The organism is Maribacter sp. (genome assembly GCA_020629415.1).
GTDB classification, from domain to species: Bacteria; Bacteroidota; Bacteroidia; order Flavobacteriales; family Flavobacteriaceae; genus Maribacter; species Maribacter huludaoensis.
This window is the reverse complement of the sequence record JAHDDL010000011.1, coordinates 75,109-99,042: the sequence shown is the minus strand read 5'-3', so window position 1 is coordinate 99,042 and position 23,934 is coordinate 75,109. Positions and strand designations below refer to the sequence as shown.

21 protein-coding genes, 1 tRNA gene and 1 pseudogene are annotated in these 23,934 nt (G+C 35.8%); 8 read left to right on the top strand and 15 right to left on the bottom strand.

Annotated features, from left to right (window positions below):
• From QZ657_RS06760 to QZ657_RS06715, 10 genes are all read right to left on the bottom strand, one after another.
• Positions 1 to 498, bottom strand: a 498-nt coding sequence (locus tag QZ657_RS06760) for a hypothetical protein (RefSeq protein ID WP_291965790.1), incomplete at its 3' end; no start/stop codon positions are given.
• A complete protein-coding gene (locus QZ657_RS06755) occupies positions 488 to 1,543 on the bottom strand; it encodes a YHYH protein (protein WP_291965788.1) in 1,056 nt (351 codons plus the stop codon). The genes QZ657_RS06760 and QZ657_RS06755, both read right to left, overlap by 11 nt.
• A 192-nt stretch (positions 1,544 to 1,735) precedes the next feature.
• A complete protein-coding gene (locus QZ657_RS06750; protein ID WP_291961800.1) occupies positions 1,736 to 2,596 on the bottom strand; it encodes an SDR family oxidoreductase in 861 nt (286 codons plus the stop codon).
• Positions 2,597 to 2,645: 49 nt separating this feature from the next.
• Positions 2,646 to 3,197: a TetR/AcrR family transcriptional regulator gene (locus tag QZ657_RS06745; protein ID WP_291965786.1), complete on the bottom strand. Its 552-nt coding sequence runs from the start codon at positions 3,195 to 3,197 to the stop codon at positions 2,646 to 2,648.
• A 240-nt stretch (positions 3,198 to 3,437) separates the two neighbouring features.
• The gene (locus tag QZ657_RS06740) at positions 3,438 to 4,922 is read right to left on the bottom strand and encodes a cellulose synthase family protein (protein WP_276471022.1); all 1,485 of its coding nucleotides are present in this window, start codon (positions 4,920 to 4,922) and stop codon (positions 3,438 to 3,440) included.
• A gap of 1 nt (position 4,923) precedes the next feature.
• A complete protein-coding gene (locus QZ657_RS06735; RefSeq protein WP_276471023.1) occupies positions 4,924 to 5,613 on the bottom strand; it encodes a glycosyltransferase family 2 protein in 690 nt (229 codons plus the stop codon).
• Positions 5,613 to 6,104, bottom strand: coding sequence for a toxin-antitoxin system YwqK family antitoxin (locus QZ657_RS06730; RefSeq protein ID WP_291961795.1), 492 nt, complete (start codon positions 6,102 to 6,104; stop codon positions 5,613 to 5,615). The genes QZ657_RS06735 and QZ657_RS06730 overlap by 1 nt, the downstream gene beginning before the upstream one ends.
• A 54-nt stretch (positions 6,105 to 6,158) precedes the next feature.
• A complete protein-coding gene (locus QZ657_RS06725; protein WP_291965785.1) occupies positions 6,159 to 8,564 on the bottom strand; it encodes a hypothetical protein in 2,406 nt (801 codons plus the stop codon).
• A gap of 124 nt (positions 8,565 to 8,688) precedes the next feature.
• Entirely contained in the window at positions 8,689 to 10,272 is a 1,584-nt protein-coding gene (locus QZ657_RS06720; RefSeq protein ID WP_291965782.1) for a 4Fe-4S binding protein, read from the bottom strand.
• 30 nt (positions 10,273 to 10,302) lie between these two features.
• Positions 10,303 to 11,649 carry an NAD(P)/FAD-dependent oxidoreductase gene (locus QZ657_RS06715; protein WP_291965780.1) on the bottom strand — a complete coding sequence of 449 codons (1,347 nt, stop codon included), beginning with the start codon at positions 11,647 to 11,649 and terminating at the stop codon, positions 10,303 to 10,305.
• 278 nt (positions 11,650 to 11,927) lie between these two features.
• On the opposite strand from QZ657_RS06715, the gene QZ657_RS06710 reads away from it, so the two are divergent.
• The 4 genes from QZ657_RS06710 to QZ657_RS06695 all read left to right on the top strand — a co-directional run bounded on the left by QZ657_RS06710 (position 11,928) and on the right by QZ657_RS06695 (position 16,081).
• Positions 11,928 to 12,644: a DUF547 domain-containing protein gene (locus tag QZ657_RS06710; protein WP_291965778.1), complete on the top strand. Its 717-nt coding sequence runs from the start codon at positions 11,928 to 11,930 to the stop codon at positions 12,642 to 12,644.
• A gap of 27 nt (positions 12,645 to 12,671) precedes the next feature.
• Positions 12,672 to 13,547: a hypothetical protein gene (locus QZ657_RS06705; protein WP_291965776.1), complete on the top strand. Its 876-nt coding sequence runs from the start codon at positions 12,672 to 12,674 to the stop codon at positions 13,545 to 13,547.
• 176 nt (positions 13,548 to 13,723) lie between these two features.
• Positions 13,724 to 14,980 carry an outer membrane protein assembly factor gene (locus QZ657_RS06700; RefSeq protein ID WP_291965774.1) on the top strand — a complete coding sequence of 419 codons (1,257 nt, stop codon included), beginning with the start codon at positions 13,724 to 13,726 and terminating at the stop codon, positions 14,978 to 14,980.
• Between the two features lie 99 nt (positions 14,981 to 15,079).
• On the top strand, positions 15,080 to 16,081 hold the full coding sequence (locus QZ657_RS06695) for an N-acetylmuramoyl-L-alanine amidase family protein (protein ID WP_291965772.1): 1,002 nt from the start codon (positions 15,080 to 15,082) through the stop codon (positions 16,079 to 16,081).
• 1 nt (position 16,082) lies between these two features.
• Here QZ657_RS06695 and QZ657_RS06690 read toward each other — a convergent pair whose 3' ends face one another.
• From QZ657_RS06690 to QZ657_RS06675, 4 genes are read right to left on the bottom strand one after another with little or no spacing between them, the layout of a single operon-like run.
• Positions 16,083 to 16,787, bottom strand: coding sequence for a TIGR04283 family arsenosugar biosynthesis glycosyltransferase (locus QZ657_RS06690; protein ID WP_291965770.1), 705 nt, complete (start codon positions 16,785 to 16,787; stop codon positions 16,083 to 16,085).
• A 44-nt stretch (positions 16,788 to 16,831) separates the two neighbouring features.
• Positions 16,832 to 17,647 carry a purine-nucleoside phosphorylase gene (locus tag QZ657_RS06685; protein ID WP_291965767.1) on the bottom strand — a complete coding sequence of 272 codons (816 nt, stop codon included), beginning with the start codon at positions 17,645 to 17,647 and terminating at the stop codon, positions 16,832 to 16,834.
• Positions 17,644 to 18,315, bottom strand: a complete 672-nt coding sequence (locus tag QZ657_RS06680; RefSeq protein WP_291965792.1) for a TIGR04282 family arsenosugar biosynthesis glycosyltransferase — start codon at positions 18,313 to 18,315, stop codon at positions 17,644 to 17,646. The genes QZ657_RS06685 and QZ657_RS06680 overlap by 4 nt, the downstream gene beginning before the upstream one ends.
• A 36-nt stretch (positions 18,316 to 18,351) precedes the next feature.
• On the bottom strand, positions 18,352 to 18,822 hold the full coding sequence (locus QZ657_RS06675) for a rhodanese-like domain-containing protein (protein WP_291965765.1): 471 nt from the start codon (positions 18,820 to 18,822) through the stop codon (positions 18,352 to 18,354).
• Between the two features lie 91 nt (positions 18,823 to 18,913).
• On the opposite strand from QZ657_RS06675, the gene QZ657_RS06670 reads away from it, so the two are divergent.
• Positions 18,914 to 20,497, top strand: coding sequence for a glycoside hydrolase family 32 protein (locus QZ657_RS06670; RefSeq protein WP_291965763.1), 1,584 nt, complete (start codon positions 18,914 to 18,916; stop codon positions 20,495 to 20,497).
• A 325-nt stretch (positions 20,498 to 20,822) separates the two neighbouring features.
• Here QZ657_RS06670 and QZ657_RS06665 read toward each other — a convergent pair.
• A tRNA-Phe gene (locus tag QZ657_RS06665) sits at positions 20,823 to 20,895 on the bottom strand.
• A 101-nt stretch (positions 20,896 to 20,996) separates the two neighbouring features.
• Here QZ657_RS06665 and QZ657_RS06660 point away from each other — a divergent pair.
• From QZ657_RS06660 to QZ657_RS06650, 3 genes and pseudogenes are all read left to right on the top strand, one after another.
• The gene (locus tag QZ657_RS06660; RefSeq protein WP_291965761.1) at positions 20,997 to 21,725 is read left to right on the top strand and encodes a type III pantothenate kinase; all 729 of its coding nucleotides are present in this window, start codon (positions 20,997 to 20,999) and stop codon (positions 21,723 to 21,725) included.
• Positions 21,726 to 23,012: a hypothetical protein gene (locus QZ657_RS06655; protein ID WP_291965759.1), complete on the top strand. Its 1,287-nt coding sequence runs from the start codon at positions 21,726 to 21,728 to the stop codon at positions 23,010 to 23,012.
• Positions 23,013 to 23,053: 41 nt separating this feature from the next.
• Positions 23,054 to 23,934: pseudogene (locus tag QZ657_RS06650) on the top strand (hypothetical protein); the annotation flags it as partial.

Genomic DNA, 23,934 nt, shown 5'->3' with positions numbered 1-23,934 from the left:
TAGAGCAATATTTATTTCGTAACTATTATCGCGTTCCAATTTATATTTTTCTTTCGGGAAGCCCTCTAATAAAAAAATAATAATAGATTGACTATTATTTAGGTCTTTGAACATTTCATTTTTTAAATAGATAGCGTTTGTCCCTTTAGGTAGGTCATCTAGCTCTGACACAATCTTGGTGTCGTGACCTAAGAAAACTTTAGAATTTTTAAATTTCACCGTGATATTTTTATTGAGAATAATGGAAAACCTAGACGTAAATAGTTGAAGTACCAATTCTTGAAATTCCTCTGGAGATGAATAGGCGCCATGTCCGTTTATATAGTTGACCTCTTGTTGAAAAGCAGTCAATGAGCTATTTAATTGCATGACAATTTGCCCATTCTCCGTTTTAGAAATAATTATACTTGAAAAATCTGGATTATGGGCACCTAGCAAATTGCTTACCAATAGAAAAGCGGCAAGAAAAAGTTGTAAAAGCGGTTTCTTACATAGCATAAACACCACGTAAACCGTCAATGAAATTATTGCTTCCAGCCTTGTCTACATGGTAATGGTAACCTCTAATTTCGTCGTAATGACCTCTAAATTCGTCTAAATTTGTAGGCTTATTACCATTGGCATCCGTATTGGCAAAAATTGGGTATCCGTCCATAGCATAGCCTATCATTGGAGCATGATTGTCTTCTTGTGGTATTTTTTTAGAAACACCAGTGGCTGCGTGGTAATGATATCCTTCATGTAAGTTTATATGTCCGCCAGCATCATCAAAAGGGGCAATGGTGTAAGCAGCTAAAATAACATCTACAGGTGCGGGTGCGTTAAATACAACACCGTTGAAAGCTAAACCTCTATTTGAAGGTCCGATAGCCCCTTCAACTGGTGGTGGTCCCTTAGGTCTTTCTCCGTCTTTTGGATGTTCCGGTCTTGTATGTTCACCACCGCCGCCTGCAGGACGTCCAGAATTAAAAGCATACCCTTCGGGAGCCTTTTTTGGGGTAACGGGTATATAGTAGGTATGCGTCATCCCTGTTATATAAGAAGGTAAGCATTCCACACAAAAGTTTTTGTATTCTTCACCAACATTTGGGTTTGCGGCATCATTACATTCTTCCTTGGTCTTAGTTTTAGTGATTTCACCTGTGCTCTTATCATAGAGCATCCACGTATCATTATTAAGGAGTGTACCTAAGTTTTTAATAAATTCGCCATCTATATCATATATTTCCCCTTCAACGGCCCATATGCCACCTTTTGAAGCGTCATCTGAAATATTATCAGGACACCAAGGTCCCATATCGTGTTCTGTAGGTGTACCAGAAGTTACTATTTTGTAACAATCTGCGGTAGAACCATCGGACATTTCCTTACTAACAACAGATATTGGTTCAACTAAACCGCCGGGAAGAAAGTTTTCTTTATTGACGGAAAAGGTTGCTTCTGTAGTTGTTTCAGTATTGGATTTTGACTTTGTGTCTTTGCACGCAAATAAAATGAATACTGTTACAGGTATCGCTAAAATCTTAAAATAAGTTTTCATCATAACGCCAAATTATAGTTTGTAATCTTCAAGTTAAGTACTTTAAAGTACATAATACAGAATACACCCAGTTATTTAGCGTAGAACGGTCTGATTTATTTGGTGATAAGTCAATATTTAAGCTCTATAATATGTAGGTCAGACCGTAAAATGCTATTTCAAATCAAAATCTTGGTTATGATAAATATAGTGTCCTTATAAAAAGGACTCTTTTATTTGTTGTACTAGTTTGGTGCCGTCAGGATCTGCTTGTGTCTTTAAATGGCAAAAATCTTCTGCCCATTTAGAGGTGCGAAGTCGCAACGGTGGATTTTCATTTTGTGCAACCTTTAAAGCCACATTGGCAACTTCTAAACCAGTTTGGTATACCTGTTCTTCACTTTCTTGCGCCCTTTTTTGGTTCCCCGCCATATACCTTTCAAAAATAGGAAGGTATTCACCCGTTGCAAACTGACCATCTACAGCAGTTTTATCAATAGCAGAAGTCATAAACTCTGTAGAAATTCCTCCTGGTTCAATACATGTAAAATTGATATTAAAAGCATCTCCCACATATGTCGCAAGACCTTCCATAAAACCTTCAACGGCAAATTTTGCTCCACAATACAGTTCATTAAATGGTTGGCCTACCAAACCACCAACGGAAGTAATCGATATAATTTGGCCGCTTTTTTGCTTTCTCATATGTGGCAATACCGCCTGAGTACAGAAAACGACCCCTAGGTAATTGACATCGGTAACCCATCTAATTTCTGCCTCCGTACTTAGTTCGGTTGTTTTTGCAAAACCGGCACCGGCATTATTGAAAAGTATGTCTATTTTGCCCTCTTTTTCTAAAATAGTTTCAACGGCAGCGGTTATTGATTCAATTTTAGTTACATCCAATTCAAGAATTTCAATATCTAAATTTTCATCAGCAATACGTTTCTTAAGTTCTACCGCCTTTTTAAGATTTCGCATACTAGCATATACCTTAAAATTGTTTTTTGCGAATAATATGGCGCTTTCAAAACCTACACCTGTTGATGTTCCTGTAATTAATACGTTTTTTTTCATAATCCTTTTATTTAGAGTGAATGTTCATTCCATTTTAAATATAAATTTTTTATTCTTTAATTCCGTCCCAGACCAATTGTATTTGATTTTTAAGGGAAGAATTTTTGATTTCAGTTTGATTAAAATACCATCTTAAATAGGATAAAACGGCACCGCCAATAAACATGAGCAACTCATCAACCGCTATAGCTTTAATTATACGTTCTTGCTTGCCTTTTATCAATAAATCTTTTACAGGTGTAATGGCTTTTGCACCTTCTGTTCGTATTTCTTCTGTGATAATAGGCGAAGCTTGTAATTGCTCCATAAATTGAAAACTCTCTGGATTTGCAGTAAAAAAGTCGATAATTGAGGTAAAATAAAGCTCAAATTGCGTTTTTATAGGTTGGTTGGCATCAAATTTCACAAATAGTTCTTTCTCTTTATTCTTGATGCCAATATATATTTCATTGATAAGAATATCTTTATTAGGGAAGTAGTTATAAATAGTACCCATGCCTGTACCTGCTGCTTTTGCAATGGCGGACATAGGTGTATTATGTACTCCTTTTTCCGTTAGCAATTTAAGCGCAGATGATAATATGGCCTCTTTCTTAGACATAAGGCAAAGGTATGTAATTTGGAATAATTATTCCAAATTGAACTAATAAAATTTGTTTTAATATTAAAAGGAGACCTTGTTATTGCCAAACTCGTTAGTAGTTATTAAAGTGTTTAAATATTTACTTTAAGGGAAATAAAACAATATGGCACTTTTTTTAATTTCAAAAAATAAAATTAGATATGAGCTTTTGATACAAATTTTGCTTTAAACTTTTTTGATTCTTAGAATAAATCAGTTTTAAGCCCTTGAGGTCAGTGATTTAAAGAATACAAACCCAAAGCCTAAGAACAGCATAAAGTGAAAAGGAAACAGTCCAAAATCATTTAATGGTATTGCGCTGTACATGCCGAACATGAAATAGATCATTAAGGCAAATTCCAAAATCATATTTGGTGATAATTTTTTAGCTAGGTACTTATTGCCTTTCCAGCTTTGCTTTAAAGTACTGATGTTGAATTTTGGTGTACGTACAAATTCACTTCGTTTACCCATATGTCCTTCAATTACTGCAATGGTATTGTGTAAAGAGAAACCTAATGCTACAGAGAAAAAGGTGAAGAAAATACGTATATAATCTACAAAGTTGTTGAAACCGCTGCCTTGTATACTCTTATAGGTAAACCAATAGCAGACAAATAAGATGATGGTACTTACTGTGAACAAACTTAATAAGGAGAATACCCAATCTAAATGACCGTACGTATTTTTAATATATAGCGATGGTATGCTTAGTAACGCCACTAAGAATACACATAAGAACATAGAGCTGTTTAAAAGGTGCATTACCCCGTGAAATTTAGTTTTAAAAGGTATGTTCTTCGCGCTTATAACGCTCCAAACCGTTTTTCTAAAGTTCTCTGCCCCACCTTTGTTCCAACGAAATTGCTGGGAACGTGCTGCACTGATTACAACAGGTAGTTCTGCTGGCGTTTCTACATTTTCTAAATACTTGAATTTCCAGTTTTTTAACTGTGCGCGGTAGCTAAGGTCAAGATCTTCTGTTAAAGTATCACCTTCCCAGTTACCTGCGTCAATTATGCACTCTTTTCTCCAAATACCTGCGGTGCCGTTGAAGTTGATAAAGTGACCTTTACTGTTGCGTCCTACCTGTTCTAAGGTAAAGTGCGCATCAAGTGCAAATGCCTGTATTTTGGTTAGTGTAGAATAATCGCGGTTCAGATGCCCCCAACGGGTCTGTACTACACCGATCTCTTCGTCTTTAAAATAAATAACTGTTTTTTTCAGCCAATCTGAAGCCGGTAAAAAATCGGCATCAAAAATAGCTATGAATTCACCCTTGGCTACTTCAAGTCCCTCTTTTAAGGCGCCGGCCTTAAAACCGGAACGATCGGTTCTTGTAATATGTTTAATGTCCAAACCGGTTTCCTGCAATTTAGCAATACTGGCAGCAGTAGTAATAACGGTGTCATCTGTAGAATCATCCAGTACCTGAATCTCTAATTTACTTTTAGGATATTCTATTTTTGCAATATTCTCCAATAAACGGTCCATTACATACTCTTCGTTGAACACTGGAAGTTGAATGGTTACAAATGGAATTTCCTTAGGGTCTAAAAGATTAAATTTTGGAGCTGTTTGGTTCTGTCTTTTTTGAGATAAGTAGTTGATCAACAGATTAAGCTGTGCCAAGCTATAAAAGAAAATTAATAGTAAAGAAATACTATAAATTATGATAATAAAATAAGCTAAAGCTAGTGCCATATTATTTAATACTGTATTTGAAGATCCACCCCAAAATTTTTATGCCTGCAAATATACTACCTTTTACGGTACCAGATACCTTAGATACGCCAATTCTTCGTTTGTAACGTACTGGTACTTCGGTATATGTCATCTTTTTCTTAAGAATTTTAAGTTGCATTTCAACCGTCCATCCATAAGTTTTGTCTTCCATGTTCAATTCTTTGAGCTTTTCGTACTTAATTGCCCTAAATGGGCCCAAATCCGTAAATTTTGCACCAAAAAACAATCGCATTAAAAATGTAGCCAACCAGTTGCCAAAAACCTGTTGTGGGGTCATGGATCCTTCTTCTCGTAGACTCTTGGTTCTGGCACCTACCACAAAATCGATATTATTTTTTAAAATAGGGGCCACTACCTTGGTTAGTTCTTCCGGATAGTCAGAATAGTCTCCGTCAATAAATACGATAATATCAGGTTGTTTTGACAGGTTTGATATGTATTCTAGGCCTTTAAGACAAGCATAGCCATATCCTTTTCTGTTTTCTGTAAGTACGGTAGCACCTGCTGCTGCCGCATTTTTTTCGGTATCATCTGTAGAGTTATTATTAACAACGATGACCTCAGAAACCGATTTTGGTAGTTCATTGATGACATGCGCAATGGAATCTGCTTCGTTAAAAGCTGGTATTATTACTTTAATGTCTGTCATTATTTTAAATCTGATAAGCTATTTTCACTGGTAAAAGCACTAAAAGATGTCCATTCCTTTATTTTTTCACCTTTACTATATTTCTCTGCGGATATCAATTTAGTATCCTTGTATTTTAGGCAGTATCCGTCTTTAATCCCTTTTGTGAGCTGGCACTTATGGTTTATTCTTCCTTTTTTATCGTAAAATAGCCACCACCCTATTTCTTTATTATCGGCAAATTTTCCCTCTTTGGTTCTTATGCGGTCTTCGCTATAAAAAAACCAATATTTTTCTCTCTTGCCATAAGCGTAAAAACCCTGTTCGGATTTGTAACCGTTAGGGTGGTAGAAAGTCCAATAATCTGTTCTTGTGCTATAGCGCATCCATCCTTCACTTTCTAGTGTGCCGTCTTCGTAGTAGGTGCGCTCGTAACGTTTATCTTCAGGGTTTATAAAAGCTAACATTCCTATACAGATAAGAGCGGGGTAAGAAAGTTTTAATAGCTTCATTTTATAAATATTTAGATTAATATGTAAATCATGGCTGTATGAATAATAAAGCCGTTATTTTCGATTTTTAATGATATAAGTGTTTTTTCCTCTTTTAAGCGGAATTTTAGTTTCTTGCCAAATCAAGTTACCTGTCATGGTATTTGAAATTATTATTTCGGCAAATAGTTTATTCTTGTTTCTCCTTATGTCAAATTCAATATTTCCTTTTGGTGTGGGTAGCAAACCTACCATTTTATTTAGCTTGCCAAAAGTGGGAGCTATAGCTATTTCTTCAAAATTATTTTTTACCGAGCTAATGCCCGCCAAATAATTGAAATAAAAATAGGCTGGTGATGCACTCCATGGATGAACCTCTGACCTTGTTGGCTTTTCGGCACTTTCAAAGCGTTCTAGGGTAGTGGTCATATGATCGTTGATCATTTGCTCCCAAGGTTTTTGTGCAAGGTCGAATAGCTCTGGTGTACCCACTTTTTTTATCGCTTCAAAAAGATAAAAGCGATAGTAGTAGGTAGCCTGTAATAAATCTTTTTCGGTTAGAATTTTTGATAATAATGCTTTTTGCTTTGACAATGGTATGGCATTGGTCAATATGGCCATGATATTGGTATGTTGATCATAAATGGTCTTGTCAGGTCTTTCAGCAAAGAGCTTTCTTTTGGCATCGTAACAATGTTCGTTGACCGATGCTATAATTTCTTGCGCTCTATTTTTATAGCTGTTATAGGCATGGTCGTCTCCTATTTCTTTAAAAAGTAGTGCAGCGTTCTGTAGTGCATGAACATAATGTAGGCTTACAACGGCAGAATTAAGACCATCATTTTTTGTTGCCGTACCACTGCCATTATTGGGTCCTGTATACCAATCAACGAAATAGCGATAGGGTGTTTTGTTTACCAAATTAAGCTCATTCATGTTCTTTTCAAAACCAGCTAAAGTATTGACGATGCCGTCTTTGTAAGTATGTATAAATGCTTTGTCACCAGAGGTTTTATAATAATCGACAATCATATCTACCCAAACCAAAGAATAGGTAGGGTAAATAAATGTAGAGCGTAGAGGATAGGCACCTAATATATTGCCATCAGAATCCCTGGAATGATCAAACTGGCGAATGGCATTTTTGGTATGTGCCGTATTACCGCTCATTGCCTGCCAAATTAATGCCTGTATTTTGGTATCGCCAACATATTGCATGGTCTCATAATAAGCATCGCTCAAAAAATAATCTTGTGTACAGATATCAATAGTGCGTTTGCAAATTTTAAAGATGTCGTTGAACATGTCATCGTCCGAAGAAAACTCTGCGATAGATGGTATGGTGGTTCGTGATCTATGATTTACAAACTTTTCTAGAATAAGTTCTTGGTCTTTGGTAGCTATTTCAAATGCTATAAAACGGAAAGTGCGCATCCAATTAGGAATAAATTTTTGAGCCACATTACCGTTAGAAATAACTTCATCGTAATACCCTAAAAGCTGTTTGTTTTCAATATTGTTTCGGTCACCTTTTTCATTGTTTTCACCAAAAAGATTCTCGGCATATTTTATAGTGATTTTGGCTGATTTCCCTTTGCTGAATAGCAGTTCTGGAAATCCGTTGGTGACATACTGCTGGTCCAAAAGAAAAGTAGTTTTTGTATTGGGGGCAAGTGTCAACGTACCCAATACAGGAAACTCTGTGTTTAGGTCAGAAGAGGAACGAACAATGCTTGCAACTCTTTCCTCATCCCAGGAAAGCAAAGGCAAATTACGAGGTTCTAATAAATAGGCAATGGAACCGCCCATGCTACTGGCATTCTCAAAAAATTCAACCTTTTTCCACCTGGAATCATCATAATCCAACGTTTCCCAATTAGTTGGGTAGTGGTTCATATCAATAATATCGGTTGGGTTGTTTGCATAGAATCCGCCAACAATCGCCTTTTCCCCATTACCTCTCCAAACCACTTCATTAGCTTTATATGATTGGTCTATAGTACTTAGCCAAGTATCATTAAAGCCAGTAGTATTAACGACTTTGGCATTTTCGGTAACACCGTTTACCATAACACTAGTAAATATGGACTGCATGCCTAAGAATCTCCTTTTTCCAAAATTGATGACCTTAACGGCGATAACGTTTTTGCCCTTGTTTAGATAGTCTTTTAAGTTTAAGGTTTCGAATTTATAGTGCTGAATGTCGCTTAATTGAGGACCGTGGGTAATAAAATGCCCATTTTCATATAGGAAGTAATGATTGTCTGCAGAAATATTAATGATGAAATCTTCTTTAGAATCGGTGATATTGAAAGTGTTTCTAAATAACACTGCAGTGTCCTCTCCACCTTTAATATCTGGATGGCTAACCCAGCTGGCGCTTATATTGTCCTTACCATAAATTACCTCAGGATAATTGATTTCTTTTTGCCCCTGCAAATGCAAAGAGAGGAGAATTATGATAAAAAGAAAGCGATTCATTTTTAATTTCTATGGTGGTTATTACGTTGTAAAGGTCATGAAAGATTAGCTAAAACCAATCTTTCATGTTCTTTTTCCTAGATGATAACTTTGGGCACTTTCTAAATGACCCTACTGAATACCACTAGTTTTTGTTTACAAGATCCATTAAATCAACATCATTGCCCAACAAAACTTCTTTAGAGTCTATACGTCCTTTTTCTGGTCCGTTCTCTAATTTTAATACACCTCTAGGGCAAACAGCGGAACAGATACCACAGCCAACACAACTAGATCTTACAATGTTTGCGCCTTTTTGAGCGTAAGCACGTACATCTATACCCATTTCACAGTAGGTAGAACAGTTACCGCAAGAGATACATTGACCACCATTGGTAGTAATTCTAAATTTAGAGAACATACGTTGCTGAAATCCTAATATTGCGGCCATTGGGCATCCAAATCTACACCATACACGGTTTCCTAAAATGGGGTAGAAACCTGTTCCTATTACCCCGGAGAAAATACTACCGATCAAAAAGCTATAGGTAGAACGTAGGGTTTCTGCTTTAAAAATGAATATGTTTCCAGAGCCACTAAAAAAGTGCATGCCTATTAATACCGCTATTATGGTAAAATATCCAATAGCGCCATATTTGGCATCTTTCTCAAGTTCGTCTCTTTTGTAAATCATTACCCACGCAAATACAGCGGTTAAAATAATGGCAACGCCAGAAATAAACATGGTTTTTGTTAGCCAGTATTTACTGGTGTCGTTACCTAAATAAGAGTAGATTACCGCAGTAGTCATTAAGGTTACGAATACTACTACACTGTGTACTACCCAGCGCTCAACTTTCCAGGCGAATTTAGATTTGTCGCTTAATTGGCGAAAAGAATCTCCTGCAGTTTCTGCCAGGCCACCACAACCGCAAACCCAAGAGCAGTACCAACGTTTACCATATTTATAGGTTAAGAAAGGAGATATAACAAATATGGATATGATCCCAAAGAACAACATAGTCATCCCTATACTACCAGAATCTATAAAGCCATTAATACGGTAGCGCTCAAAATTATAATAATTTAAGGGCCACATATTCTTAAGGTCATAATAGGGTAAATCACCGTTTAACCTTGCCATAATTTCTGGGATAAAGAATGCAAATGCCGTTTGAAAGAACATAACACTTACCGTTCTTAATTGTTCGTATTTATTATGACGGTATTTCCAAATAAATTTAGCTCCAAAAGCCAAAATAGCTACGGTATATAGCGTACCATAAACAAACCATTGGCTGGCTGGGTTGCCACTTAAAGCTTTGCTCAACGGGTCAAACAATGCAATTAGACCAGTGTTGTCACCATCTTTTACTAGCCCTAAATATTGCGGATAAAAATAAAGAACAATGTAGAATCCTGTTAAGGCGATACCTGCCATCCAGGCTAGTACACCTCTGCTGGACATTGATTTAAACCAAACCCCATCATTTTTTATCCCTTTATGTTTATGTGCATATGCAGCCTGTGAAAACCAAATGATTCCGGCAAAAATGGCAAGAATAGCTATTGAAAGCCATAGTGCGCTGTTGCCTAAATTTAAATTGAACAATTGTAAAATAAGAATGCCCATACCGGTCATACCTGTTATTACTGCCAATTTTTGGCCAGTGTTCAAAGCTTTTGGCGGTTCTCCCGCAAGTGACATACTTCTATTTAGATTACCCATGGTAGGTGTGTTTTTATTTTAATAATTGAGTTAGGCGATGCTGAAAATTCGTTTCCAACTTTTTTTCTTCGGATTAATATTCTTGTTGTAATCGCTATTGTATTTGGCAACAATTGCATCTTCGTGAAGATTGTAGAATTCCGGATCAAAATTGGCATCTTTTAAGTAAGTCATTACATGATCGATGTCTTTATTCTCCGTTAACCATTGGTCAAAAATCTCATGTCTCATACGTATGCCAAAAGTGTTGATACCTAAAAATTGATGAGTGTCTTTGTCGAACGCTACGGTAATACATATTTTTTCTTCGGGGTGTCTCCAATGAAAATGCTGTTCAGTTTCTTTTTTGCCTCGTTCACTAAACACCCACCCATAAGTTTGGTATTCCACATCTAAAAATTTCGCGGAGTTGAACCAGTGACCGGGATTATACTTTCTTGGGTTTCCACAAATAGTCTGTGCTAGGGTTTCGCCCATCATTCTGCCAGTATACCATACGGCCTCTATAGGTCTTCTGCTACCTATGCCTTCATGTTGCTCTGCACAATCGCCAATGGCGTATACATCTTTTATGTTGGTTTCTAAAAATCTATTTACTTTAACACCTCTACCTATTTCTAAGCCAGAATCTTTTAGAAAATCTATATTAGGGGCAACACCGGCAGTTAGGCCAACAACGTTACATTCAATGGTTTCACCTTTATCTGTTACAACAGCTTTGGCATGACCGTTGTCATCGGCAATAATTTTTTCAAGATTAGTGTCTAATTGTAAATCTATATGGTGCTCTATGATATGTTCGTTGATCATTGCGGATTCTCCTGCGGGTAGCACACCGTTCCAAAAACTTTTTTCACGAACTAAAAAAGTGACCGGTATTTCTCTAGAACGCAACATTTCTGCCATTTCTATACCTATAAGTCCGCCACCAACAATTACCGCTCTATTACATACCTTGTTGTTAGGGGCATTTTTTTCTAGCATTTCAAGATCTTGTTTGAAATACAGTCCTTGTACACCTTTTAAATCTTGACCGGGCCAGCCAAACTTGTTGGGTTTTGAGCCGGTTGCAATTACCAATTTGTCATAAGAAACAGTAGAACCTCCTTTTAAAAGTAATTTTTTAGAATTGGTATTTACTTTTTCAACAAAACCGTTCATAAGATCAATTCTGTTCTTTTTCCAGAACCAGTTCTCATAAGGTTGGGTATGTTCAAATTTCATGTGTCCCATGTAAACGTACATTAGGGCTGTTCGCGAAAAGAAATAATCGCTTTCTGCAGAAATAATAGTAATTCTTTTGTCAGATAGTTTACGAATATGTCTAGCTAAAGTGACCCCAGAAATGCCATTACCTATAATTACAATATGATCCATAAAATGATTTTGTTGGTGGTTGTGTCGGTATTAAAGGTAAGAACTTAACAGCTACATTTTAATTTAGAAAGATTATAAACTTGTTATAACTCTGTGATACTTTTAATCGTAGTTTGCGTTTTAATGAAATTAAAACGTCTTTGTAACATCCAGAAAATCAGTGATTAATTGAGACGTAAGTATTGAAAAAATCGTTGAAAAATATTTTTTTGTTTGTATGGTTTTTAAAAAATGACCGACTTAAACAATCTCAAAAGCAATTTTAAATTAAGATTACCATGAAAAAAACTATTATACTTTTTTTGTTTATCCTTTTTGCTGTAAACAGTATAGCGGCACAAGATTTAACTACTTTTTTTAGCAAAAGCGATAGCTTTTTTAAAGCCAATGTAGTGAACGGCAAAGTGAAGTATGCCGCAATTAAAAATGACCCAAAAAGTTTAAATGAGGTTTTGGAAATAGCAAAGGGTATTTCGGTTTCTAAATCTGATGCTACACAATACCAAGCCTTTTGGATCAATGCTTATAATTTATTGGTCATAGACGGTATTGTAAACAATTACCCATTAAAATCACCATTGGATGTTCCTGGATTTTTTGATAAAACTAAACATGAGGTTGGCGGTAAATCCATAACCTTGAACGGTATAGAGAATAATTTGCTGAGAGCGGAATTTCCTTCTGAAGCAAGATTTCATTTTGTATTGGTATGTGCAGGTTTGGGTTGTCCTCCTATAATAAATACGGCATATAAACCGGCTACATTGAACAGTCAATTACAAAAACAAACGGTTTTGGCATTGAACAACCCCAATTTTATTAAGGTGAATAAGAATAAGGTGCAAATTTCACAATTATTCGAGTGGTATAAGGGAGATTTTGAACAAAAAGGAAGCACCGTAGAATTTATTAATACCTACAGAAAGGAACAATTACCAGAAAAGGCAAAAGTATCTTATTATCCTTATGACTGGTCTTTGAACGAAACTAAATAATCAACTAAGAATTTTAAAAACCTAGAGATGAAAATTATAATTAGAAACATATTTTTTACAGCAGCCTTCTGCGCTTTTTTTACAGGCTTTGCCCAAGATAGTTTGCAGCAGAAAAGTAATATTCAACAGTATACACCTTCAAAACTGGTAGGTAAGGGTCAGTATGATGTAAAATGGTTCAACAATTTGTACACACAGACCAAAAGTACTTTTACAGACGGTACTGAACCTAGACAAACATTTTTTACCTCTACGTTAGAAGGATATACAGGTGTAGGAACCAATAAACGATGGAATATAGGTGCTATTTTAGAATTTAGATCTAACGTGATCGGTGATAGAAGTGCTACTGATGTTTTTAAATTTGATGGCGAAAATAACACGGCTAGATCTGGACTTACCTCTATTGCACCATCTGTAAAGTTTGTGCCAATAGCATCGGTAAGTAATTTTTCCATACAGAGTTCTTTCTTTATTCCGTTAGTGGATAATGAAACTGAAAACGGGGTTTTTCTAGATCAAAAAGGTTACATATGGCAGAATAGATTTTTCTATGACTATACTTTTCCGGGAGACAAATGGCAACTTTTTAGTGAAATAAACTCAGAGTTGAGTTTTGGTGATAAAGAAGAGAGCTTTGCCAATAATAGTTTAAACCTAACCCCAGGTTTGTTCTTGAGCTATTTTCCTTCGAGTAAATTCACAGTTTTAGCTTTGGCGCAACATTCTCAACGATTGGATTTAGGTAACAATTTTGCACAAGATTTCACTGCCATTGGTGGTGGTGCAAAGTATCAGTTGACAAGTGCCTTGAACCTAGAATTGCTATATACTAATTTTGTACGCGGTAATAATACCGGTTTAGGACAAACATTTAATCTAGGGTTAAGAGGTATTTTTTAATTTTTATTTGAGTGTTTCTTAAAAGAGTTTATTGTTGTAAGGCAATTAGACTCTTTTTTGGTTTAAGTCATGTTGTTTTTAACTAAAATTGATTCCGTACTTAATTTGTTCTATATTGAGAGTCAAGATGAAATGTCCTTATGGTTTATGACTTAAATACCTGCAAATGTAAAGGTATGCTGTTGGTTGTTGCAGTACTGTTTTTAGTATGCTCATCTGCGTATGGGCAAACCAATGAGGTAAGTCAACTGCAGATTTCAGGAACAAAGCGGACTAAGATTTCTTTTATTGAAAAGCTGGTTACCTTAAAGAAAGGTATGGAGTTGGATACTGTAGTAATGGATCAAGATATTCTCCGTTTAAAAAAGCTGCCCTCAATATCTCACGCATATTTTAAGGTGAATTTATTGCCAAATAAAACTTGTAATGTTGAATATGTTATAGAAGAGAACTTTACGTTAATTCCGTTTGCCAATCTTTTCAGTTCCTCAAATGATAATTTTGCATTTAGGGTAGGTTTGCAAGAGTTCAATTCTTTTGGTAGAAACATTACTTTAGGGGCTTTTTATCAATATGATAATTACAGCTCTTTTGGTTTAAGTGTAAGAGCACCCTATTTATTTACCAATAAGCTAGGGCTTGCCTTTAATTATAATGATTTCAGTACATTGGAACCTGTTTTTTTTCAAGATGATACGGCTAATTATAAATACAATAATACAGGTATTGAACTCTTGGGGCTGTATGAATTCAGTTTTAAAAACAGAATGGAGCTGGGCTTTAGTTTTTTTACGGAAGATTATGAATATATAGAGGGCGCCACAAGTGCTGGGGTACCTTTGAATTTAAACGTAGATAAGCATTTGTTCAAATTCATTTATGATTATAATAGTTTAGATTACTTCTATCATTATTTAGAAGGATTTAGAAGTCAGTTGAATTTGCAATATGTAGGTAGTACAAATGCCAATCTTCCCGAATTTTTAATTGGTTTCAATGATTTCACGTATTTCAAAAGAATAGGAGATAAAGGTAATTGGGCAAATAGGCTTCGCTTAGGTTTGGCAAGTAATGTTGATAGTCCTTTTGCGCCCTTTACGGTAGATAATAATTTAAATATTAGAGGGGTAGGTAATACAATTGACAGAGGTACCGGAATGATTGTTTTAAATACGGAATATCGTCAAACTATAATAGATAAAAACAAGTTTGTTCTACAAGGAAATGTTTTTATAGATGGAGGTACATGGCGCAACCCAGCAGGCGGATTCGATGATTTGTGGGAAAGTGAAAATCTCAGAATTTACCCAGGCGTAGGGTTGCGATTTATGCACAAGCGCATTTTCAATGCAATTTTTAGAATTGATTATGGCTACGGAATTACAAAAGACGGAGACAATGGTATTGTCTTTGGTATTGGTCAATATTTTTAGCAATCTTTGTGTCTTTATGAGAAGTCTTCCGTAAATTATGGCATAGACCTTGCGTTTGGTACCAAGATGAATTACAAAAATTTTACCATAGTAATATGTATGTTTTTAAGTGTTTTTTGCTTTGGGCAAGATTCATTAAAAACTATTGTTGCAGAACCTGGTGACGGTATATTGTCACTGTTAAGAAAGCAAGGTGTTGATCCCTATGAAGTGTTCGATGAATTTGTGTTGTTGAACAATGATAATTTACGCGATAGTGTACATCTTATTGCGGGTAGAACATACATTATGCCAGCTGTAAAATTAGATACTGTGGCAATTGTAGATTCGCTGCAGATACAGTCTAAGGAAATTAAGGAATTGGAAAGTGTTTCTTACGATATATTTGGTGAAAAGCATAAAAATGTCATCGAGAAAAGTGAACGATTAAAAGGTGCTATATATTATTTGGTGAGCGGTCATGGCGGTCCTGATCCCGGGGCAATGGGCATATATGCCGGTAAGACCATTGCAGAAGATGAATATGCATATGACATAACCTTGCGTTTGGCAAAAGAATTGCTTTCCCATGGTGCAAAAGTCTATATTATTATACAAGATCCCAATGATGGTATTAGAGATGATTTTATTTTAGAGGTAGACCATGATGAGGTGGCTTATTTAGACAAAACAATACCTTTAAATCAAGTTGCGAGATTAAAGCAGCGTGTAGAAATTGTAAATGATTTATATAAATCTAATAAAGGCAACTACCAAAGATTGATAGTTACACATGTAGATAGTAGAAGTGAAGGGCAGAACATAGATGTGTTTTTTTACCACCATGAGCATAGTAAAAACGGTAAAAGGTTGGCGCAAAGTGTTCATAAGACCTTTGAGGCCAAGTATAAGAAATACCAACCAAACCGAAGCTATTCTGGTACTTTTGAGGATAGAACCTCTCTTTATTTGGTGAAAAAGACTCACCCTGCTATGACCTTTATCGAAATTGGAAATATTAGAAATGCAAAGGATCAAGTAAGGATCGTGGATCCAGATAATAGGCAGGCATTGGCAAAATGGATCAGTGAAGGGGTCTTGCTGGATTATGAAGGGGAATAATTTAAGCTGCTATATATTTTAGGTAGTATTCGTATAGCTCTTTTGGATTTGCGCCCAAACGATGTTTAAGATGGATCATACCAAAATGATACTGTAGCCTAATCATACCGCGCTCTTCGTACCTTCTGGCAGAAGTGGTTACAGCAGAAGAAATTACCTTAAACGGTTTTAGTTTGTAGACTCTCTGAATAAATTCATTGTCTTCATACACTATATAGTTTTCATTAAAACCATCTAATTGATGAAAAAGTTTACTTGTAATGAAAAGTGATTGATCCCCACCTCTACAAATGTGGTGGTTTATACGGGTGCACCAAGAAAAGAATTTTAGAAAGGGGCTGTTGCTATTAAAGCGCATTTGAAAGCATCCTACTTCAAATCCTTTTTTGAATTCTTGAATGATTTCTTTGTCAAAACCTTCTGGTGGTAGGGTGTCCACATGTAAAAAATAGAGAATATTACCATTGGCATTTGTAGCCCCAAAGTTCATTTGAGCAGCACGCCCTTTTTTACTTTTTAATACTGTGGCTCCGTATGCCTTGGCATTGGTAATTGTTTGGTCCGTGCTACCGCCATCAATGACCAATATTTCTTTAATACACTTGGTTCGTGCATTGGTAGAAATGGAGACAAGTACATCTTTAATGTACTTGTCTTCATTTAATACCGGTATAATAATGCTAATGGTTGGCTGTGGGGTACTCATAAATCAATACTTGCTAACTTATGGTAGTCAAATACTGTAGTACCTTACAATTGTTTGATCAATTCCTTAAACAATTTAACCATTTTAGGTTCTGTTTTTTCGGCAATGGAGATAATTTCACCGATATCAACAGGTTTTAGATTATCTGGGTCGCACTCATCGGTTAAGACCGAAACGGCTACAATAGGTAATGACAGGTGATTGGCAACTATGACCTCTGGTACGGTACTCATACCTACTGCATCTGCCCCTATTAATTTGATCATTCTGTATTCTGCCCTAGTTTCCAATTGAGGTCCTACAACAGATGCATACACGCCACTTTTTAATGAAATGTTATGCTCTTTTGCAATATCGGTAAGTTTTTTGCGCATATCTACATCGTAAGGTTCGGACATATCTGCAAAACGTTCGCCAAATTCACTTACACCTTTAAATGCCAAAGGGGAGCCTCCTTGAAGGTTAATATGATCTTCTATCAACATCATATCTCCTTTCTTAAAATCTAGGTTTACCGCACCAGCGGCGTTAGAGATGAACAGTTTTGAAATACCTAACATATGCATTACGCGAATAGGGTAGGTAATATCTAAAAAGTCATACCCCTCATAAAGGTGAAAACGGCCTTGCATGACCACAACTTTTTTTCCTGATATGGTACCATAGACCAATTTTCCGGTATGAAATTCTACGGTGGCCAACGGGAAAAATGGAATGTGGTTATAATGGGCATCTATGGGATCTTCAATGCTATCTACTAATTTTCCCAGTCCTGTGCCTAGTACAATACCAATTTCTGGATTGTCAAAACCTTTGTTTTTAAGGTAAGCTACAGACTCTAAAAGTTCTTCTTTCATCATTTTTTCATATGTTTTAAAAAAGGGGCAAAGGCTTCAATATCCTTTATATCCTCATAATAATCAACGTCGTTTTTTGTTTCTAAAAGGGCGGTTGTTTCATTTCTAAGGTCTGCTAAGGTGTCCTTTAAAATGGTTTCCGTACCCCATAATTTATTTTTAAAAAGTTCGGGCATAAATTTTTTCATGCCCAATAAATAATATCCTCCATCTTCTGCAGGACCCACTACAAAATCATTTTTCTCTAAAGCCTTAAATGCATCTTCTAAATCATTTTGAGAAAGGTCTAGCATATCACTGCCAATGATAATGATTTTTTGATATTCGTTTCTAAATCCTTCTTGAAAGGCATTTGCCATGCGAATGCCAAGGTCATCGCCTTTTTGTGTTTTTTTATCAAACTTAGAATTGTCCCAAATATCGTTATTCCAAATTTCTTCAGAGTAATACACCTGTTTTTCGGCATAAAGGTTTTTGGTAATGGCTACCGTATGCGCTAATAGGAATTTGTAAATATCAAATGCTGCTTGGTCACCTACAGTTGCCGCTAAACGCCTTTTGCCTTTACCAAGTTCTGGGTTTCTGGTGAAAATAAGCAAAAGGTTGTTTGAGTTTGCGAGAGTGAAATCTATAATTTTCTCGTCTTTTTCCGTTTTATTGTTTTGTAATATTGCCAATCTAATTCTTTAAATTTTCCAAACTCCTAACTAGTACACCTTAATTCCTTCTTTTAAAAGTTTGCCCCAATGCTTGCTAAACGCATGAACACTATCGGTAGGTATTTCTTTGTCGTTAAAAACTTGTCCACCTTTATTTTTCCAATCAAAAATTCCGCCATAAAGGTTTTGAACTTTGGTATACCCTAAATCTTTTAACTGTTCGCCAATATCTTCAGATCGAACACCAATAGAGCAGTATACTATAATAGGTTGTGTTTTGTCAGGTAAAGATTCTAAAACTCTTTGCTTGTCAAATTTTTTGTATCCTACCCAAATGGCATTTTTTAGGTGACTTACCTCAAATTCCTCTTTTTCCCTTGTATCTAGGTATGCAATAGAATCGGTAATCGGTAGATTATCAAAATATACATAGGGTATAGTGCCTTGGTTCCAAGAGTTCAAAGCCTTTGTAATTTTGTCTTGGCCTAGGCTTTTATTAGTGAAGTGTAATAAAATCACAAGACAGAATATTAATTTAGAAATTAGTATTTTCATCTTTACAAAGGTACTATAATTAGATTTCAAGAAGTGCCGGTTGAAAAGTGAATTTATGGTTAAAACTTTGCAAAATAAAGGCTTACAGGTGTTTGTCTTAATAATGGGTATTTTAATAACTAGTTGTAAACAAGACGTTAAACAAGAAGTTTTCAAGGAAGATGTAGAGCCAACAGGGTATTATATAGAACCCTATAGATCTCAATATCATTTTACACCAGAAGAAAAATGGATGAACGATCCAAACGGACTTGTCTATAATGATGGGGAATATCATTTGTTCTATCAATATTATCCGGATAGTGCCGTTTGGGGACCTATGCATTGGGGTCATGCGGTAAGTAAAGATATGATGAAATGGAAGCATAAGCCAGTTGCACTTTTTCCAGATGAACATGGATTGATATTTTCTGGTAGTGCCGTTATGGACCATAATAACACTTCGGGTTTTGGCACGGAAGATCAGACGGCAATGGTGGCTATTTTTACCTATCATGACATGGCGGGCGAGCAAGCAGGTAAAAAAGATTTTCAAACTCAGGGCATTGCCTATAGCTTGGATAATGGTAATAGTTGGACCAAGTATGAAGGCAACCCTGTAATTGGTAATACCGGCATTAAAGATTTTAGGGATCCCAAAGTGTTTTGGAACGATAAAAAAGAAACTTGGACAATGCTACTAGTAGCAGGTGATCATTTGCAAATATGGAACTCTCCTAATTTAAAAGAGTGGGAAAAAGTTAGTGAGTTTGGTAAAGAGCAAGGTGCTCATGGAGGTGTTTGGGAATGTCCAGATTTATTTCCGTTGAAGATTGAAGGTACAAATGAGGTAAAATGGGTATTGTTGATCAGTATAAATCCGGGTGCACCAAATGGGGGTAGTGGTACGCAATATTTTATAGGAGATTTTGATGGAGAAACATTTACTTCGGACCAAGTGGAGCATAAGTGGATAGATTTAGGTAGGGATAATTATGCAGGAGTAACCTATAATGATGCACCTAATGATGAACGTGTTTTTATTGGATGGATGAGCAATTGGGACTATGCAAGAGATACACCTACCGATAAATGGCGAAGTGCAATGACAGTGCCTAGAGAATTGACCTTGCGGAAAGTAAATGATGACGTGTTGTTGTACAATTATCCGTTAAAAAGTTTTGAGAGGCACGTAGCAATGGCTTATCCGGAAAGTGTTTTGGAAATCTTGCCTACGAGAAAAAGAATTATGCCTCTTAAATATGGAAACCAGAGTAAAATACAGTTTACGCTTTCCGTGCCCAATGCGCAAATGTACTTTAGAAATAAAAATGGGGATAGCGTAAGTATAGATGTTGATAGGGACAAGAAAGTTGTCACTTTTGACCGAAGAAAATCGGGTAAGGTAGACTTTAGTGAAAAATTTGCTCTTGGTGTTCAACAAATGAAGATTCCGAATATACCCGACGGACCTATAGAAATAATGATGCTTTTAGACCATTCTTCGTTAGAGCTATTCATCAATGAGGGGCAGTATGTGATGACCAATCAAATTTTTCCCAATGAGTTTTTTAGGGCTTTGACCATTGTGAACAATTCAGAAAAAGAATTAAAAATTGAAGATTTTACAGAACATAAGGTAGAGCGGGTTTGGGATTAACATGTTGTAAAATCAGTGTGTTAATTGCGTCTATTTAATTTACGCTGAAATTTAATCTTTATTTACTTTATATCTATTGGTAGAAATTTGCTTCACTATATTGTGTTAATATCGGCTAAAGTAGTCTTTAGTCGATGTTAACAGCACCGCACCTACTTTGATTTGCAAATTTTCACTGGAGACTCTACAATTTGCCTACTTACAACTTATAAAGTAAAAAATACAGCTTTAATAGTATGTAGGTTGGCTATCCTTGTATATTTTTGGTGTAGAAAAGAAAGGGATGTAAACAAAAAAATCCTTACCGTTAAGTAAGGATTTATTGTGGTGCCTCCAGGAATCGAACCAGGGACACATGGATTTTCAGTCCATTGCTCTACCAACTGAGCTAAGGCACCATGCTTGCTGTAAGCGGGTGCAAATATAATTTCAATTTTATGATTTCCAAACTAAATCGTAAAAAAAGAAAAATGTTTTTTTAATTTTTAATCTTTGCAACATGAATTTAATTGTTGATGCGGGTAATACAAATGTCAAATTAGCGATCTTTAAAAAGTCGGAAATAATTCATTTAGAGACTGTTGTTGTAGATTTGTTTGTTGAGGCGGTAAAAAGAATTTTCAAGGAATTTCCTAAAATAGAATTTTCAATAATTTCTAGTGTAGGGTCAATTTCAGAGGAACAGATTAAGGTTTTGGCTATTTTTAGTGAACTTCATGAGCTTAGTCATGCGTCAAAAGTGCCGTTTAAGAACTCATATGCCTCTCCACAAACTTTGGGTGTAGATCGTTTGGCCTTGGCTACGGCTGCCTATTATTATAATCCACATCAAAATAATTTGGTTATTGATGCAGGAACCTGTGTTACGTATGATATGATCAATGATTTTGATGAGTACCTAGGCGGCGCAATTTCCCCGGGCTTGCAAATGCGGTACAATGCTATGCATTACCAAACATCTAAATTGCCGTTACTCGAAAAAAAGGAGCTGTTAGACTACATTGGCAACACCACTGAAAACTGTCTACACAGTGGGGCGGTTAATGGAATTACGCTTGAAATAGACGGTGTCATTGATCTCTACAAAGCAAGATTTAAAAATTTAACAGTTATTTTAACCGGTGGAGACACACTATTTTTGTCTAAACGATTAAAAAATACCATATTTGCGGATTCCAAATTTCTCCTGAAAGGGCTTAATTATTTGCTGGAATACAACAAGCACTAAATGATCAGAAAAATTGTAATTGCAATTGTATACATATCCACTGTTGGTATGTACGCTCAAGATGGTACCGTTTCTCCCTATTCTTTTTTTGGAATTGGAGATTTAAATAATGAAAGTACGGTAGAAAATCAAATGATGGGAGGCATTGGCGTCTATGCCGATAGTATTCACATCAACTTAAAAAACCCTGCTGCTTTTGGTAAATTAGGTTTAGAGGTAATGGACCGTGAAGGTTTGGTTACTTACACTGCCGGTGTTTCCAATAAGCAATTTACCCTTAAAAGTTTTACGGAAGAACAACAAAGCTCTATTACAAATCTAGATTATTTGGCACTTGGTTTTAGTGTAGGTAAGGGTCTGGGCATGGGTTTTGGTATTAAACCTTACTCATCTGTTGGATATAATTTGGTAGATGAAAGAACTGTTTCGGGCAATTCATTGGTCAATGTTTATTCTGGTGAAGGCGGTTTAACGCGAGTTTTCTATTCTGTAGGGTATGAAGTTTTTAAAGACGTTAGTATAGGTGCTACGGTAAATTTCAACTTTGGTACTTTGGATAGTGAAAGATTGCAACAAGTAGAAGATGTCCAGTTTGGTACTTTTGATAGAAGAAGCTCAAGGGTAAACGGATTCGATTTTAATTATGCCCTAAATTATTCACCTATTATTAAGGGTAGAAATAGACTTCACACATCAATACGGGTAAATACACAAGGTAATCTGGTGTCTAAAAATGATAGGCAATTGGGTTCTTTTTCAGTGTCTACCGGTGTTAATATAGAAGAGGTAGAGGTAGACTTGATTTCTCAGAATTTAAAGAACACTGAATTGAAAATACCTACTACCACTACATTAGGTATTGGTTATGGGGAAGATTATAAATGGTTTATAGGTGCCGAGTATAGTTTTCAAGAGATGAGTTCTTTTGAAAATGCATTCTTGGGTGCAGAGAGTATTGTGTATGAAGATGCAAGTTCATTTGCTTTGGGGGCTTTTATTACACCGGAACATGGTTCATTTACAAGTTACTTTAAACGTATAACATATCGTGCAGGCTTACGATTGGATAAGACCGGTATGTTGGTGAACGATGTTGATATAAATAACTTTGGCATAACTTTTGGGTTAGGCTTACCACTGGGGAGAAGTTTCTCTAATCTTAACCTAGGTTTTGAATTTGGTAAAAGAGGAACTACCAGGGCTAATTTAATTGAAGAGAGCTATTTTAAATTTAATGTAGGTCTATCATTGAACGATCGCTGGTTCCAGAAAAGAAAAATCAATTAATAAAAAAATTTAGTACATTAACCATTTTAAAAAGAGAAAACATGAAATCGAAACTTTACTTCACGGCAATAATGTTCCTAGGGATGATGGGAGTGAGCAATGCACAGGCACAAAACCCTGAATGTATGACTAACTTGTCCATATTTTCCGAGCATTCAAAAGTTAAAAATTATGACGCGGCTTATGAGCCATGGAAAATGGTTTATGAAACTTGTCCACAGTTAAATAACGCTATCTATGTATATGGTGAACGTATACTTAAAGATAAAATGAAAAAGGCAACAGGTGCCGACAAAGAAAAATTTGCTAATGATCTTATGGGTCTTTATGACAATAAGTTAAAGCATTTTGCATCTAAAACTAGCCAAGGTGAGACCGAGGTAGATAAGGCATTGGTAATGTATGATAATAAAATGGCCGACGATGCTAAAATGTATAGCATGTTAAGCGATGCATTTACTAACGACAAGGAGAATTTTACAAATCCAAAGGCATTATACATTTACTTTTCTAGTTTGGTTGATGAGCATAAGGCAGGTAGAAAAGACTTACAGGAAGTTTTTGATGTTTATGACGGGGTTACTGAAAAAATAGAAGTAGAAAACGAAAAAATTACTGGCAAAATTGCCAAGTTGTTACCTAAGGAAGAAGCAGGTACGTTAACTTCAAAAGAGAAGTCTCGTTTAAAGGCATACAACTCTTATTCTGAAGCTTATGGTAAGATTGCGGGTAGTATTGATTCTAAATTAGGTCCTTTAGCGGATTGTGGAAACCTTATTCCTCTTTATGAGAAAAGTTTTGAAGAGAAAAAAGGAGATGTTGTTTGGGTAAAAAGAGCTGTAGGTCTTATGTTCAACAAAGAGTGTACGGATGATCCTTTGTTCCAGAAATTATTTGAAGCACAGTTAGCTTTAGATCCATC